The organism is Dehalobacter sp. DCA (assembly GCF_000305775.1).
In the GTDB taxonomy this organism is placed as follows: domain Bacteria; phylum Bacillota; class Desulfitobacteriia; order Desulfitobacteriales; family Syntrophobotulaceae; genus Dehalobacter; species Dehalobacter alkaniphilus.
The window spans coordinates 1,063,611-1,078,528 of sequence record NC_018866.1 but is presented as its reverse complement, the minus strand read 5'-3'; the positions used below and the strand labels follow the sequence as shown (position 1 = coordinate 1,078,528).

General features: G+C 45.5%; 15 protein-coding genes. 13 read left to right on the top strand and 2 right to left on the bottom strand.

The features are described from left to right. Nucleotides 1-7: 7 nt before the first annotated feature. From menH to DHBDCA_RS05040, 7 genes are all read left to right on the top strand, one after another. Nucleotides 8-889 carry a 2-succinyl-6-hydroxy-2,4-cyclohexadiene-1-carboxylate synthase gene (gene menH, locus DHBDCA_RS05070; protein ID WP_015043101.1) on the top strand — a complete coding sequence of 294 codons (882 nt, stop codon included), beginning with the start codon at nt 8-10 and terminating at the stop codon, nt 887-889. Nucleotides 890-901: 12 nt separating this feature from the next. Continuing rightward, nucleotides 902-1,744 (top strand): 1,4-dihydroxy-2-naphthoyl-CoA synthase, encoded by an 843-nt coding sequence (menB, locus tag DHBDCA_RS05065; protein WP_015043100.1) that lies wholly within the window; start codon nt 902-904, stop codon nt 1,742-1,744. Between the two features lie 92 nt (nt 1,745-1,836). Further along, a complete protein-coding gene (gene menE, locus DHBDCA_RS05060) occupies nt 1,837-3,285 on the top strand; it encodes an o-succinylbenzoate--CoA ligase (RefSeq protein WP_015043099.1) in 1,449 nt (482 codons plus the stop codon). Further along, nucleotides 3,282-4,385, top strand: coding sequence for an o-succinylbenzoate synthase (gene menC / locus DHBDCA_RS05055; protein ID WP_015043098.1), 1,104 nt, complete (start codon nt 3,282-3,284; stop codon nt 4,383-4,385). The genes menE and menC overlap by 4 nt, the downstream gene beginning before the upstream one ends. A gap of 29 nt (nt 4,386-4,414) precedes the next feature. Further along, nucleotides 4,415-4,804 (top strand): PaaI family thioesterase, encoded by a 390-nt coding sequence (locus tag DHBDCA_RS05050; protein ID WP_015043097.1) that lies wholly within the window; start codon nt 4,415-4,417, stop codon nt 4,802-4,804. 251 nt (nt 4,805-5,055) lie between these two features. Beyond that, entirely contained in the window at nt 5,056-5,535 is a 480-nt protein-coding gene (locus DHBDCA_RS05045; protein ID WP_015043096.1) for a DUF6530 family protein, read from the top strand. 3 nt (nt 5,536-5,538) lie between these two features. Then, nucleotides 5,539-5,892 carry a GIY-YIG nuclease family protein gene (locus tag DHBDCA_RS05040; protein WP_015043095.1) on the top strand — a complete coding sequence of 118 codons (354 nt, stop codon included), beginning with the start codon at nt 5,539-5,541 and terminating at the stop codon, nt 5,890-5,892. Between the two features lie 19 nt (nt 5,893-5,911). On the opposite strand, the gene DHBDCA_RS05035 is transcribed toward DHBDCA_RS05040, so the two are convergent. Further along, nucleotides 5,912-6,448 (bottom strand): hypothetical protein, encoded by a 537-nt coding sequence (locus DHBDCA_RS05035; RefSeq protein ID WP_019226424.1) that lies wholly within the window; start codon nt 6,446-6,448, stop codon nt 5,912-5,914. 300 nt (nt 6,449-6,748) lie between these two features. After that, nucleotides 6,749-7,249, bottom strand: coding sequence for a hypothetical protein (locus DHBDCA_RS05030; protein ID WP_019226423.1), 501 nt, complete (start codon nt 7,247-7,249; stop codon nt 6,749-6,751). Between the two features lie 285 nt (nt 7,250-7,534). Between DHBDCA_RS05030 and nirJ1 the strand changes: the two genes are divergently transcribed. From nirJ1 to DHBDCA_RS05000, 6 genes are all read left to right on the top strand, one after another. Further along, complete coding sequence (nirJ1, locus tag DHBDCA_RS05025) at nt 7,535-8,722, top strand: putative heme d1 biosynthesis radical SAM protein NirJ1 (protein WP_026071881.1); 1,188 nt, start codon at nt 7,535-7,537, stop codon at nt 8,720-8,722. Nucleotides 8,723-8,765: 43 nt separating this feature from the next. Continuing rightward, nucleotides 8,766-9,767: a putative heme d1 biosynthesis radical SAM protein NirJ2 gene (gene nirJ2, locus DHBDCA_RS05020; protein WP_015043090.1), complete on the top strand. Its 1,002-nt coding sequence runs from the start codon at nt 8,766-8,768 to the stop codon at nt 9,765-9,767. Further along, nucleotides 9,768-10,760: a siroheme decarboxylase subunit beta gene (locus tag DHBDCA_RS05015; RefSeq protein ID WP_015043089.1), complete on the top strand. Its 993-nt coding sequence runs from the start codon at nt 9,768-9,770 to the stop codon at nt 10,758-10,760. It begins immediately after the preceding gene. 181 nt (nt 10,761-10,941) lie between these two features. After that, nucleotides 10,942-12,603 carry a spore germination protein gene (locus DHBDCA_RS05010; RefSeq protein WP_015043088.1) on the top strand — a complete coding sequence of 554 codons (1,662 nt, stop codon included), beginning with the start codon at nt 10,942-10,944 and terminating at the stop codon, nt 12,601-12,603. Between the two features lie 11 nt (nt 12,604-12,614). After that, nucleotides 12,615-13,697, top strand: a complete 1,083-nt coding sequence (locus tag DHBDCA_RS05005) for a GerAB/ArcD/ProY family transporter (RefSeq protein WP_015043087.1) — start codon at nt 12,615-12,617, stop codon at nt 13,695-13,697. Next, nucleotides 13,694-14,860, top strand: coding sequence for a Ger(x)C family spore germination protein (locus DHBDCA_RS05000; RefSeq protein WP_015043086.1), 1,167 nt, complete (start codon nt 13,694-13,696; stop codon nt 14,858-14,860). Before DHBDCA_RS05005 ends, DHBDCA_RS05000 begins: the two co-directional genes overlap by 4 nt. The last annotated feature ends 58 nt before the right edge of the window (nt 14,861-14,918 follow it).

The window sequence follows — 14,918 nt, the reverse complement described above, 5'->3', positions numbered from 1 at the left end:
ATAGGAAATGATGATCACCGCAAATGGTCTAAACATTCACTTTGAAGTACGGGGAACTGGGAAACCGGTCGTCTGTTTGCACGGCTTTTCAGAGAACCTCGGTACCTGGGACGACATGGATCTGGCCGGCTTCCGGTTGATCCTGGTGGATATGCTAGGACACGGCAGTACTGAAAAACCGTCTGCCCTTCAGCCGTACAGACTTCCCACGCTGCTGGAAACGCTGCATGATTTGACGCAGCAGTTAGAGCTGGTGCATTACAGCGTGATAGGGTATTCCATGGGCGGCCGAATTGCGCTGGCCTATGCTTTACAATATCCCCGGGAAATTGCTAAACTTATCATGGAAAGCGCTTCCTATGGGGAATGCGGTGAGCTCAGCAGGGAGAAGCGGCGCAGAGATGATGCCGTACTGGCCGAAGATATTCGGCAGAACGGGATTGAATGGTTTGAAAGCTATTGGTCAGGTTTGGAACTTTTCAAAACACAAGCCCGGCTTCCCGAGAAAGTCCGAGCGAAAATCAGGCAGCGCCGCCTGCAAAATGAACCATATGCGCTTGCCAATACACTACTGGCGAGCGGTCAGGGAACGTTTCCTTGTCTGAAAGATCTGGTGGCCGAATTGACAATGCCTGTTCTCTTTATCAGCGGCGAACTTGACCCGAAATACCAGAAAATCAGCCGGGAGTTCAGTCATTTAAATGCCAGGATTATCCGGCAGACCATCTCCGGAGTAGGGCATAATACGCATATGGAAGACCCGCAGACTTTTCGGGCGGTCGTTAGCGAGTTCCTAAGCGTTGATGCTTTAGATGAAATTACGGAAAGACGTAATAAGAATTCGGGAAAAAAGAATATGAACCCGGAGAAAAAGAATACGATATTATAGGGAGGTAATTCAATGAGCACATTTCCGTGGAAAAAATTCAGCCGCAGCTATGAGGATATTATTTATGAGACATACAGCGGGATCGCCAAGATTACCATCAACCGCCCGGAAGTCCGCAATGCTTTCCGCCCCAAAACGATTATGGAATTGATTGATGCTTTTTCGATTGCCCGGGAGGATGAAAATATCGGGGTGATCATTTTGACCGGCGCTAATCATGGTCAGGGCCAGGAAAAAGAAGCATTCTGCTCCGGCGGTGACCAAAAGGTGCGTGGTCATGGCGGTTATGTCGGTGACGACCAGATTCCGCGTCTAAATGTGCTGGATCTGCAGCATTTAATCCGCATCATTCCTAAACCGGTGATCGCAATGGTCAATGGGTTTGCGATTGGTGGCGGCCATGTTCTGCATATTGTCTGCGATTTGACAATCGCATCGGAGAACGCCAAATTCGGCCAGACCGGACCGAAGGTCGGTTCTTTTGACGCCGGCTACGGTGCAGGTTATCTGGCTCGCATCATCGGCCAGAAGAAAGCCCGCGAGATCTGGTATCTCTGCCGTCAATATACGGCTAAGGAAGCCCTGGAGATGGGACTCGTTAATACAGTCGTCCCGTTTGAGCAGCTTGAAGAGGAGACCGTGAAATGGGCGCAGGAAATCCTGCAGCATTCACCGACGGCCCTTCGCTTCCTGAAAGCAGCTTTCAATGCAGATACGGATGGTCTCGCCGGACTGCAGCAGCTGGCCGGGGATGCAACGCTGTTATTCTATACCACAGACGAAGCCAAAGAGGGCAGAGACGCTTTTAAAGAAAAACGCGAGCCCGATTTCAAAAAGTTCCCGAAATTCCCCTGATCCGGCAGGATATTACGAAGACCTACCTCAAATAATGTAATACACGATCTGTATGGATGGAATTAAGGATTTAATAGAGAGTATGGATTAAGATGAACTGGTTAAAAAGGCAAGCCCTTGAAAAACCGGATAAGAAATTTATCAACGACCTGACGTTTCGGGACGTGTCCGAACGCGTGAGCTTACTTTCGGTAAGGCTTTTGCTGCATGTACAAAAAACAAAAAGGGTAGCGCTCCTTTCGAATAATTCTGAACAAACGGTCTTGTTTTTTCTGGCCTTACAGCTGCTTCAAAAAGAAGTATTGATGCTGAATACACGTTTAACCGCTGAAGAAATCGGCAAACAAGTAAAAACCTTGGATATTCAGCTGGTTTTGGCCCAGGATGGTCTGGCCGCCGTGAATTTTAGCCAGTCATTTCCGGCCGAAGTGAAGTCATTTTCGGATGTAGTTGGGGATGATGTTACGGATGATGTAAAGGCTGATGCTGCAGAACAAGATGATTCGGAAGCATGCAGCGAATTTGATCCGGCCGTGGATTATAACCCGGAACAAATTGCAGTCATTATGAATACGAGCGCCACGACCGGAGAATTCAAATCTGTTCCGCTGCGCTGGAAACAGTTTGCTGCCCATGTTAAGGCTTCTCAAAAAAGCCTCGGAGTCACAGAAGAAGATAACTGGCTAATGATTCTGCCGTTGTATCATATCAGCGCCTTAACGATTCTACTGCGCAGTTTATACAACGGGACTGCGGTAACCTTGCTGGAAAGCTTTCGGGAAGAAGAAACGTTAAACCTGGTTCAGGAAGGAAAAGTCAATATGCTGTCGGTTGTTCCGACCATGCTGAACAGAATCATTGACCGGATTGACAGGCATTGCTTGAGAGTGGTGCTTATAGGGGGGGAGTTCATACCCCGACCCTTGGTTGAAAAATGTATGGTTAGGCAGATCCCTATCTATAAAACGTACGGTATGACGGAAACCACCAGCCAATCGGCAACTTTTTCCGTTCTTCAATACCCGGATAAGCTTGATTCAGTTGGCTTACCGCTGGACTCGGTGGAAATCCTGATCAAGAATCCAGGGCCTGACGGCAGCGGCGAAGTCCTGATTCAGAGTCCCATGGTTATGGACGGGTATCTTGGCCGGGAAACAATCTCTGGATTTTTTCCTACGGAAGATATCGGTTATTTGGATCCGGATGGTTTCCTGTATATTCTCGACCGTCGCAAAAACATGATCATTTCAGGCGGGGAAAATATTTATCCGCGGGAAATCGAAAATATACTCTACGCGCACCCTGGGATCAAAGAATGCGTTGTCATCGGAAGAAAAGATCCTAAGTGGGGACAGGTACCTGTCTTATTTGCAGTATCTTCGTTAAACGAAGAAGAGATCAGGGACTATCTGTCTCCGAGACTTGCCCACTATAAACTTCCCAGCGAGATCATTTTTTTGGCTGAACTTCCCCGGAATACCACAGGAAAGATCCGTCACAAGGCACTGGAAGATATGCTGGCCGGGGGAGGAAACCCATGATCATAAAAAAAGCAGAGCTGTTCCTTTTGGACATGCCTTTGAAATTTACCTTTAAAACATCTCAGACCACTTTGAACCACCGGGAAACGATCATTCTTAAAATCACAGACGAATTTGGGAATACCGGCTATGGGGAAGTTGTCGCTTTCTCTGATCCTTTTTATACTTCGGAAACGCTTGCTGATGCCAAACGCCTTCTGCTGGAAACTTATCTTCCGCGGCTGCTGCAGGAAGAGACTGTGCATCCTTTCGACATTCATGCCTGGCTGGACAGAGCTTACCCGATGACAGGCGCCGGGGTTGAAAATGCGTTGCTGGACGTGTACGCGAGGCGTCAGGATATCCCTGTCATGGCGGCTGTGTTTCTGGAGGAGACAAATACGCAGATTGAGGCGGGGATGGTTCTGGGAGATCTGGATAGCGCCGGCCTGTTAAAACAGATTGAACAGTACCTGCAGGAAGGTTACGTCCGTTTTAAAATAAAGATCAAACCGCAGGACGGTTTTGCCAAACTCAACATGATCAGAACTGCCTATCCCTATCTCGAGCTGCTCGCGGATGCCAACAGAAGCTTTCGCTCCGAGCACATTCCCGAATTGATGAGAATAGATGGTCTTGGTTTGCTGTGTTTGGAGGAACCTTTGGCTGAAGCTGAACTGACGGACTATCAGAAACTCCAGGCAGAAATGCAGACGCCTGTCTGTCTGGATGAAAGCATTTTAAGTGTAGCTGACCTGGAGAAGGCGATCGAATTAAAAGCCTGCCGCGCCTTGAACATCAAGACCGGCCGGGTTGGCGGCCTGTTTTATGTCAGGCAGATGATTGAGCTTTGCCGGAAGCATCATATCTACTATTGGATCGGGAGTATGGTGGAAAGCGGAATTTCGAAAATACTGCACGTCCATTTGGCAAGTCTGAAGGATACCTATATTCCTGGAGATTTGTCGCCGTCCCAGCGTTATTTTCCACAGGATATCATCCGGCCTGAGGTCACGGTTCAAAACGGCAGGATTGAAGTACCCCGGGGTCCGGGATTGGGAATTGCTGTCGATGAAAATGTCCTGGCTGATTATACCGTTGAGCATCACATATTCGCTTAGCAACGTGCGCGGGAAAGGAGGACCACTTGATGGAAAACCAGAAATACCTGATGGATTACCTGAATATTGAATATATACAGTATAAGGACAATACGTTTGAAGCCAAGATGAATTTAACGGCTTTTCATAGCCAGCCTTATGGTATATTGCATGGCGGGGTAACCATTGCTTTGGGAGAATCGGCTGCAGGATATGCCTCCAATCAACTGCTGGATAATACCCAGGTTGCTGTGGGCCAGAATATTACGGCAAATCATATGAAAACAAAAAACATAGAAGGCTATATCCTTGCGAAAGGCAGACTGCTGCATCAGGGAAAGACATCTCATGTCTGGTTGATTGAAATGCTTGATGAAAAGGATGAGTTGATTTCCGTAGTAACCGTGACAAATGCGATTATCAATTACAATAGAGTGTAAAAGAAGGCTGTTAAAGCCTTCTTTTACATAGTATGAGGGTAGATCTGTGTGCCACAATACCACACTGGTCTAGCTATGGACGTCAAAATATTTGTGACCACTGTGCCTGTAATGGTGGCGTATTTTTTTTGACAAAGATGGTGTAATGTGATAATCTTCTCATTGCAATCTACTAATTTAGTAATTTAGTAGATTAGTTGATATAAAAGAAATGACAAAATAAAATTTTGCTAAATTAGGAGAGGTGACTTATGAAGATTCCGACGACGCTGAAACATAAACCTGTGATTGTATCGGAGGACTATGAACGGATTGACGGCAGAAATGCCTATGATTCCGACGCCAAAGGATTATCCCTGGGGCTGGCCCAGTGGAATGACAGGGGAAAGCTGGAGATATCTGCAAAAGTCTGGCGGTTCACCGGAGAAAAATGGTCGAGACAGTCCGAGGAGCTTCCACTTCACCGGGTGATCGATCTTGCGATCCTGATTTGCAGATCGACACTTCATTTTCGTGAGGCCTACCGGTATGAAAAAATGTATGATCCTGAGAAACCCGTCATTGACAGGATCGGGCTGCAGGGAGATGCAATGACCGTAGCCGTATGTACTGATAATCCGATGATTGAAGGAGACATCAAACTATTCAGGCAAGTACTCAGCAATGATGATGAATTAATCGGAGAACGGTTGAGTACGCTTTCCAAACTTCTGAAGGAAATGGGGTATTAGACGATGACGGGTACATCCGACCGGAAAAGGGAGCTCCGCAATGAATATAAGGAACGGAAAACTTCCGGTGGAGTTTTTATGATTACCAATAACGAAAACGGCAGTTATGTTCTGCAGGGCGCTGTTAATGTCAGGCGGTTCCAGAACCGTTTTGATTTTTCTAAAGATACCGGCTCCTGTGTGCTGACAAAACTTCAACCGGAATGGGATGAATATGGGGCCAAGGCCTTTAAGTTTGAAATTCTGGAAGAAATCGAAATAAAAGATACCCAGACCATGAAGGAATTTGAAGAAGACCTTCAGCTTCTCGAAGAGATATGGGCGGAAAAGTTGGATCCGGAACTAAGGATTCCCTAAGGTATCCAATGCGGTTTTCTTAGGTATCCAAGGAATGATGTATATTGGAATCTTTGACCTGTGAGAAGGATGTATTCTTCTCACGGGCATTTATTTTTTTAATCATAGTTGGGTTGGCTAACATTATAATAGTCTGAGAAGAAACCAAACCATGAAGAAGATGATTCCAGATTGCCGAATAATACGTCTTTGTTAAGCGGAATTTTTTTAAGAAACCAACTTTCTGTCCACCTATAAGCGTGCCCAAAGAAAGCATAGAAATGACAGCTCCTTTTATCAAGTAATGATCATTACCCGTTTTCTTAAGCGTATAAACTAAGGGAATTCCCCACAATGAGCCTATACCTAAATGAGCCAATTGACCCAATATGAAATTCTCGCGTCGTTTTGTTCTATATGGAGCTACAAATAATCCACCTGCTATATGACCATATAGTGTTTCAGTTTTCCCTGCCTTAAAAATTAATAAATTAGATACATCCATAGCAATCGTCCCAATTAAACCTCCAAGAAGGCCAATGATGATTGTATCTTCGCTCCTGCCAATTTTCAGCATTAAAGTACTCCTTTTTTATATAGAATGCACTTATTTTTGAAATTTTAGAATGGTATTTTCTACCGCTGAAATTTGGTCAAAAAAGTCTGCATTTATTTCTAACTGGAGTCTGGAGTTTTTTATTTAACCCCGGCCCAGAAATTCTTTCTTACTGCAGTGCTGGCCATTGTCTTGATGATCTTAGTTATACTGATGATCAGAAGGGTACGTATTTTACTGAAAAATATACGCCTAAAGCCTATGGCACAACGCCATAGGCTTTAGACTTGTCTTATTACGATTCTTTTTTTGTGTGAGATTTTATTTATCCGTGCTGTCCTTGTTGTCAGTGCTGTCTTGAGCGTCTTGCACTTCTACAGTTTGAGATTCAATTTGCTCGGGCACTGCAGCAGGGGATTCAGCCGGGTCCTCAGATACGATATCTTCAGCTGCGGTATTAACGGTGTTTGTATTTACCACTGCGGGTTCAGCATGGACCACGGTTTCACTGTTGGAACATGAACGGAAGTATCCGGTGATTTTTTGATTGATGAGACCTGCACCATACAGGACTACGGCAATGCCAAGGATGCTAAGCGGCTGGAAGATTCCAGGGAGCAGTTGACCGGGAACCAATTCCTTGGCGACCATTTCATATGGATAGCCTTGCGTGATATACTGCGAAATGGTGTTGTTGAAATACAAAATATTATTGACTAAAAGTGCAACAGCGATAACAGCAATAAAAGCAGATGCGATATACATGAAAATCGAACTTCTGGGGAGCTTTTTTCTTGCCTGGGATTTCTTTTGTTGTTTCATAAAAGATATTTCTCCTTTTTTTGCCTGTCACGGCGTTAATTGTTTTGCAGACCTTTATTTATTTGAAAAAGGTTCCTACTGGTAATATAGACATTAATTCTTAGAATTATATTAATGTAGGGCTTACATTATTCATTTTTGATTTTATACTGTATAATTGTACGAAGAGCCAAGCATCCTCATTGTTTCAAAACATTGACTATGAGGGGATTTCCAATTGGGAAGATTCAGGCAGCATTTATACGTAAAGGTTAAATTTAATTGAAGATAATTGGGGGCATAATGATGATTAGTGTTACGAGGCTGCTATTTGATGCGGAATATTTCGGGGATTCCCTGCGTTATAGCAGGCATGCTCATGGGGCTAAAAACGGAGCAACAGGTAGTTCAGGACCGGTCGTTGTTTGGAATTCGACGCGAACCTGCAATTTGCAGTGCGTCCATTGTTATATGGACTCAGATTCGCAGAAATATAACGGAGAACTGACAACGGAAGAAGCGAGGAGGTTTATTGATGATTTAGCGGAGTTTCACGTTCCTGTCCTGCTCTTTTCAGGCGGAGAGCCTTTGATGCGGCCCGATTTTTTTGAACTTGCCGCCTATACTGCTCAGAAAGGAATCAGACCAACTTTATCTACGAACGGTACGTTGATAACACCGGAAGCTGCCCGGCACATCAAAGAAATTGGTGTAGGTTATGTTGGGGTATCTCTTGACGGTCTGAGAGCGGTGAATGACAAGTTTAGGGGCAGAGAAGGAGCTTTTGCGGCTGCTATGGGAGGAATCCGGAACTGTGTGGAGGCGGGTCAGCGCGTTGGTCTGCGCTTTACGATTAACCGTCATAATTATGAGGAACTGGATCGTATCTTTGATTTTATTGAAGCAGAAAAAATTGACCGTGTTTGTTTTTATCATTTGGTATACTCCGGACGGGGCAAGCAAATGGTCGCTGATGATATTACTCCCGAAGAGTCGAGACAGGCGCTCGATACCATTATCCGCAGAACAAGGGACTTTGAAAAACGCGGACTGCACAAGGAAATCCTGACAGTTGATAATCACGCCGACGGTGTTTATCTCTATTTGCGGGCTTTATGTGAAGATCCGGCCAGAGCGGAGAAAATAAAGACACTCATCGGCTGCAATGGCGGAAATCGTTCTGGGATTGCGTTTGGAGAGGTTGATCCTTCAGGGAATGTACATCCAGATCAGTTTACGCAGCATATCTCGTTTGGCAATGTCCGAGAGAGAAAGTTCGGAGATATCTGGACTGACTTAAGCCAACCAGTGCTGGCAGGTTTGAAAGACCGTAAACCGCTTCTCAAAGGGCGATGTGCCGAGTGCCGGTATTTAGATTTCTGCAACGGCAATTTCCGCACCAGGGCAGAGGCTGTGACAGGCGATTTTTGGGAATCTGATCCTGCCTGTTACTTAACGGATAAAGAGATCGGAATAAAAACGATTAATGGTTGAGGTTTAGCTTTGTTAATCTCTGTACTAGGAAAGGAAGAAAGATATGATTGTCTCTTGGAATACGACAAATGCCTGCAACATGTATTGTGATCACTGTTACCGCGATGCCGGATGCAGGGCCGAGGAGGAACTCAACACGGCTGAGGCCAGGACGCTGCTGGAACAAATCGCCAAAGCAGGGTTTAAGATAATGATTTTTAGCGGCGGTGAACCACTCATGCGCCCAGATATTGTTGAACTAGTCGCCTATGCCAAAGACCTTGGTTTACGGCCTGTCTTCGGAACCAATGGTTCTTTGTTGACGGAAGATCTTGCCGCAAAGCTTAAAAAAGCCGGCGCCATGGGGATGGGAATTTCCCTTGATTCAATGGATCGAAAAAAGCAGGATGATTTCCGTCGCTATGACGGAGCCTGGAACCAGGCTGTGCAAGGTATGCGCAATTGCAAGGCAGTGGGGCTTCCTTTCCAGGTGCATACAACAGTGATGGACTGGAATGCACATGAACTGGAAACACTTACGGATTTTGCGGTCCGGGAGGGAGCAGTGGCGCACCATTTTTTCTTTCTGGTGCCGACAGGCCGGGCAGTGTCTATAGAAGAAGAGTCTTTAAGGGCGGAAGCTTACGAAGAAGTGCTGACCAGGATCATGAAGAAGCAGCAAACCGTTGATATTGAACTGAAACCAACCTGTGCACCGCAGTTTATGCGAATTGCCAAACAGATGGGGGTAAACACCCGGTTCAGCCGCGGCTGTTTGGCTGGAACAGCATATTGCATTATCAGTCCGAAGGGTCAGGTACAGCCCTGTGCATATTTGAATCTGCCTCTCGGTGATGTCCGGGACACACCTTTTGATGAAATATGGCGCAGCAATCCGGTTTTGCAAGAACTGCGCACGCTGGCGTATAAAGGTGGGTGTGGCAGCTGCGGGTATAAAAAAGTTTGCGGAGGCTGCCGGGCTCGTGCTGCTTTTTATGAAAACGGTGACTACATGGCTGAAGAGCCCTGGTGTTTATACCACGGACGCAAGGGGGTCAGTTGCTAAATGGAGACAAAGGACCGGATTTTGCTGACCAGAATCCAGGCGGCCTTCCCGGTTGAGGAACGTCCTTATCAGGTTTTGGGAGAAATGCTGGGGCTAAATGAAGAAGAAACATGGCAGCGGGTTAACCAGTTCCGGCAGAAAGGAATGATCCGGCGGATAGGCGGAGTCTTTGATTCTCGTCGTCTTGGGTATTTCAGCACGCTTTGCGCGGCTAAGGTTCCGGAAGAAAAAATATCCGTTCTTGCGGATTTTTTAATGGAAATCCCCGGAGTTACGCATAATTATTTGCGGGATCATCGTTACAATATGTGGTTTACGGTCATCTCCCGGTCGCAGGCCGGGCTGATGCAGATTTTAGAACAGGCAAAGAATATTTTGGGAAGTCCTGAAGTTTACAGCCTTCCCGCTATCAGGTTGTTCAAGATTGGCGTGCTGTTTGACCTGGAAAAGCGTACAAATAATAAGCTGCCCATTGCGAATGCCGGCTATTCGTCTCCGGAAGGGCAGCCTGCTTTTCAGGCAGGGGAGGGGGATAAGGCCTTAATCCGCATTTTGCAGGGTGATTTGACTTTGTCGCTTTGTCCTTTCTCTGAGGCAGCTTCCAGACTGGGATGGTCAGAAGAAAGTGTCCGAGCAAGAATCCAGGACTATAAGCATGACGGGGTGCTGCGACGTTTTGGTGCCATCCTGTATCACCGGAAAGCTGGATTTACTTCAAATGCGATGGGGGTATGGGTTGTTCCAGAAGCGCAGGTTGAAGAAACCGGTCACATCATGGCCGCCTTTAAGGAAGTAAGCCATTGCTACCAACGCCCTGAACTTCCGGATTGGCCGTATAATCTATTTACCATGATTCATGGGCATTCGCCGTCGGAGTGCAGGAAAACAATGGAGAGAATTTCTAAGGTTACAGACATACGACAGTATGAGATGCTATTCAGTCATGCTGAATTGAAAAAGACAAGCATGGAATATTTCAGGGAAGAAGAGTAAAATAACGCATTTTTGGCAAGGGCGTAACGGGACTTAAGTTCTGTTACGCCCTTGTTCCTTATGCTTTATTGATTTATCTGTTCCGGTGATTGTCTGCTGGTATCTTTCTTCAGATTAGAGTAAAAACTGAATTAATACACAAAATAAGCATGATAGAATAAATTTGGATGGTAATGCCGAGATGCTTGACCAGCTTATCACTAAAATACGCAGTAAGAACATAGGAAAAGAAAAACCTTTGCTTGATGAACGGTCCCAAGCCGGGAAGCCTCTGTCAAGCGTAATTGAGCATAACCTGCAAGCCATGCAGCAGATTTTTGAAAAATGTTCGGATATTTCTTTCAGAGAATTTCAGCTGCACTCTACCAAAAAAATCAAAGCGTTTATTGTCTACTCAGACAGCCTGTGTAAGCCCGAAATTATTAATGATGCAATTTTAAAGCCGATCATGCTGGAGGTTTCTGCAAGGACAGAAAATCTTCACACAAAAGCAGATCTTAATACGAACACAGCCGTTTATACGGACACGAATCTCAAAACAAATGTCGGTGATATGCCCGGTATCATACTTCAACATCTGCTAACCAATTACAAAGCCGATACGTTGTCTCTGATCTCCGAAGCAGCTGACGCAGTACTGGAGGACAATCTCGTTCTGATTATAGACGGGTATCCGATTGGCATTAAAGCTTCTGTCCAGGGCTATAACATCAGACAGATTAATGAGCCGACGACTGAACCGAACATTCACGGACCGAGGGACGGTTTCGTGGAAAATCTGGGAACAAACATAAGCCTTCTCCGACGCCGCATCCGGACCAGCCTACTGAAGGCTGAGAGTATAACGGTCGGAACGTTATCCAAAACGAAGGTTAATATTTGCTATATTCAGGGGGTAGCAAACGAAAAGATTGTAGCTGAAGTCAAATCGCGTATTGAGAGGATCACGATCGATAATATTTTAGACAGCAGTTATCTTGAAGAATTTATCTCTGATGAACCAATCAGTCTGTTCCCACTTGTACAGTATACGGAACGGCCGGACAGGACCGCCGCTTCGCTGTTTGAAGGCAGAATTGCCATTATGGTTGACAATTCACCTTCTGCTTTAATTATTCCATGCACTTTTGTGACCTTGATACAGGCCTCAGAAGATTACTATTATAGCGCTTTGTTTGCCTCTTTTGCGCGATTAGGCCGTTTTATGGCCATCAATATTACACTACTGGTTCCGGCAGTTACAGTTGCGGTATTTTCAGTCAATCAGTCGCTTATTCCAATATCTCTTTTGAATACGGTAGCCGGAGCAAGAGAAAATCTGCCTCTGCCAATTTCTTTGGAAATATTTTTGATGGAACTTGTTTTTGAGCTTCTACGGGAAGCCGGGGTACGTTTGCCTAGGACAGTTGGGCAGGCGATCAGTACAGTAGGCGGTTTGGTGATCGGGCAGGCCGCAGTCGATGCCGGGATTGTCAGTCCGACTTCAGTGGTGGTTGTCGGTTTGACAGCGGTTGCTTCGTTTACATTCCCGGATTACAATGTCGGGACAAGCATCCGGATCATTCGTTTTGGCTTAATTATCATGGCCAGTGTTTTTGGAATTGTGGGAATTATCTTTGGGCTGATGATTTTGCTTACCCATCTTTGCAGTCTGCGTTCTTTCGGGGTACCTTATCTGTCACCCATCGCTCCGCTGACACTGCGTGATCTGAAAGATACCTTAATCCGGGCCCCTTGGTGGGCGATGTCTACGAGACCCAGGTTCTTCGGAGGCAAGAAATCTCTGCGGGGCAATGTTGGTCACATAAAGCATAAACCTAAAAAGAGGGGGGATAACAAATAAGCAAGGAACGGATGTCCGGAACGCAAATAGCAATGTTGCTGTTTATTATGATGACCTCAACCGCGATCCTATTTATTCCGGGATTAACCGCACTGACAGCCAAACAAGATGCCTGGTTCGCGAGCCTGGGAGCAGGGATATTTGCTTTTGGCGTATTGTTCATTTCGGCCAAGCTGGCACAGCGATTCCCGGGACTCACAATAGCAGAATATCTGCCGCTCATTGTAGGAAAAATCGGAGGCAAGGCGCTGGCTGTTTCCTATATCCTATTTTTTATTGTCTTAAATATCCTCGTCGTTAGGGAAACTTCGGAATTTTTAACCGTATCCGCTTTATTTGGAACGCCGGGCATTCCTATCAATTTGGTATTTGTACTTATTTGCTGGTATTCTGCGCAAAAAGGGATTGAAGTGATTGCGCGGATGAACCAATTCATCCTGCCTCTATTTGTATTTGCTTATCTAATGGCCTGTATCTTGGCGATTCCGAAAGCAGATCCAAGCAGTCTGCTTCCTATTTTGGAAGACGGGATCAGTCCGGTGATGCAGAATATATGGATACCGGTTCAATGGTATGGCGAAATTGCCGTATTGCTGATGTTAATCCCTCTGATAAACAAACCTCAGGAAGTGCTGAAGAAGGCATCCTACGCGGTTATCAGCACAATGCTTTTGTTGACTTTCGGATCGCTGGTTGTACTTACTGTCTTAGGGGCAGATGTGACCGGTCAAATGATTTTCCCGATATGGTCTACTGTGAAAACAATTGAATACGGGAATTACATTCAACGTATAGAATTATTGGTATTGCCGTTATGGCTGACCGGGATCATGGTCAAATCCTCTCTGCTTTTTTATGTAACGATTCTTGCAGCCAGACAGTCAGTCGGTAGAAAGCATCCGAAAATTATTGCCGCTTCAGTGATGATCATCGTATTCTCAGGGGCAACGTTTCTTGTACCAAACACCATGGCGCTACTGGAATTCCTGACAAAATGCTGGCCGTCCATATCTTTGTTATTTGAAGTTGTACTGCCGTTACTGTTGCTTGCTATTACATTAATCAGAAAGAAAAAAGGGGGCTGTATGCAGTGACATCAAAAGCAAAAAGATATGCCCGGATGATTCTTTTGATGCTGAGTTTGCTTTTCCTTACAGGCTGTTGGAGTAGAAATGAGGTTGAGGATTTGGCTATGATGACTGGCGGGGCGATCGATTACTTGTCTGAAAAAGGTCAGGAAAAGTATGAGGGTCAATGGGTAATCATTAGTCCGCCAAGCTCCAGTAATTCAGACGGTGGTGCGTCTTCCAGCAAATCTACGGATCTGGTGTATAAAGGGGAAGCTGAAACACTTATGGAAAGCATAGCGGCTATAAATAAACAGCTTCCGCGTTTGCAGACCAGTAGCCATGTAATATTTACCATTTTTGGGGAAAATTTGGCTAAGACAGTGACGGCCAAGGTGGTGGAAAACTTTCTGCGTTTTCCTGAAGGTAGACCCAATCAATTTTTATTTGTGACCAAAGGAAATGCTGGGCCTTTTCTTCAGGCCAAGCCGGCACTTGTTTCGAATCTTTTTAAGCAGATAAAAAAACAGCAGGAGATTGCGCTTCGCACGGGAGTTTCAAGAGGGGTTACCTTTCTGGAATTTTGTCAATGGCTTCTTAGCCCAGACCGAGATCCGGTGCTGCCGCAGATTAAATGGAATGATGTAAAAAGCGATAGTATTATGATTGAAGGCTTGGGTGTATTTCGAAGCGACAAACTTGTTGGCTGGTTGGACAGGGAGGAGTCTACAGGATACTTGCTTCTGACGCATGATTCTAAAGACAGCCTAATGACGTTTAAGTTTGAATATGGCTCCCAGATGATCAGTTACCAAATGGGGGCCTCCAAGCATAAAGTCAAAGCAAAAATGGTTGATGGAAAACCAGTCTTTCATATATTAATCCAAACTTCCGGGACAATTCCTGAAAACGCTAATATCCAAATCTCCACGAAAAATGTCAAGCAAATGGAAGCAGCCGCTGCAGAAAGCATCAAAGAGGTGGCGTTAAAGAGCATTTCAAAAGCCAGGTTGTATGACTCGGATTTTTTGGGTTTAATGCAGCAATTGCACCGTCATGAGCCGTCAGCCTGGAAAGAAGTCGAGACTGACTGGCGGAAGGCCTTCCGGGAAGCGGAGATTGAAGTAGAAGTTCAGGCAAAGATTGTAGCGGAATGGGCATTAAAGCAATCCTTTAATCTCAAGGACTAGGGACATTCCAGCATATTCAAAAGGGCCTTGAAGATTTCCATGCAAATTAATGGATGTT

Coding starts and splice junctions, on each gene's coding strand:
- menH (WP_015043101.1), top strand. CDS start 8: ATGATGATCACCGCAAATGGTCTAAACATTCACTTTGAAGTACGGGGA.
- menB (WP_015043100.1), top strand. CDS start 902: ATGAGCACATTTCCGTGGAAAAAATTCAGCCGCAGCTATGAGGATATT.
- menE (WP_015043099.1), top strand. CDS start 1,837: ATGAACTGGTTAAAAAGGCAAGCCCTTGAAAAACCGGATAAGAAATTT.
- menC (WP_015043098.1), top strand. CDS start 3,282: ATGATCATAAAAAAAGCAGAGCTGTTCCTTTTGGACATGCCTTTGAAA.
- DHBDCA_RS05050 (WP_015043097.1), top strand. CDS start 4,415: ATGGAAAACCAGAAATACCTGATGGATTACCTGAATATTGAATATATA.
- DHBDCA_RS05045 (WP_015043096.1), top strand. CDS start 5,056: ATGAAGATTCCGACGACGCTGAAACATAAACCTGTGATTGTATCGGAG.
- DHBDCA_RS05040 (WP_015043095.1), top strand. CDS start 5,539: ATGACGGGTACATCCGACCGGAAAAGGGAGCTCCGCAATGAATATAAG.
- DHBDCA_RS05035 (WP_019226424.1), bottom strand. CDS start 6,448: ATGCTGAAAATTGGCAGGAGCGAAGATACAATCATCATTGGCCTTCTT.
- DHBDCA_RS05030 (WP_019226423.1), bottom strand. CDS start 7,249: ATGAAACAACAAAAGAAATCCCAGGCAAGAAAAAAGCTCCCCAGAAGT.
- nirJ1 (WP_026071881.1), top strand. CDS start 7,535: ATGATTAGTGTTACGAGGCTGCTATTTGATGCGGAATATTTCGGGGAT.
- nirJ2 (WP_015043090.1), top strand. CDS start 8,766: ATGATTGTCTCTTGGAATACGACAAATGCCTGCAACATGTATTGTGAT.
- DHBDCA_RS05015 (WP_015043089.1), top strand. CDS start 9,768: ATGGAGACAAAGGACCGGATTTTGCTGACCAGAATCCAGGCGGCCTTC.
- DHBDCA_RS05010 (WP_015043088.1), top strand. CDS start 10,942: ATGCTTGACCAGCTTATCACTAAAATACGCAGTAAGAACATAGGAAAA.
- DHBDCA_RS05005 (WP_015043087.1), top strand. CDS start 12,615: ATGTCCGGAACGCAAATAGCAATGTTGCTGTTTATTATGATGACCTCA.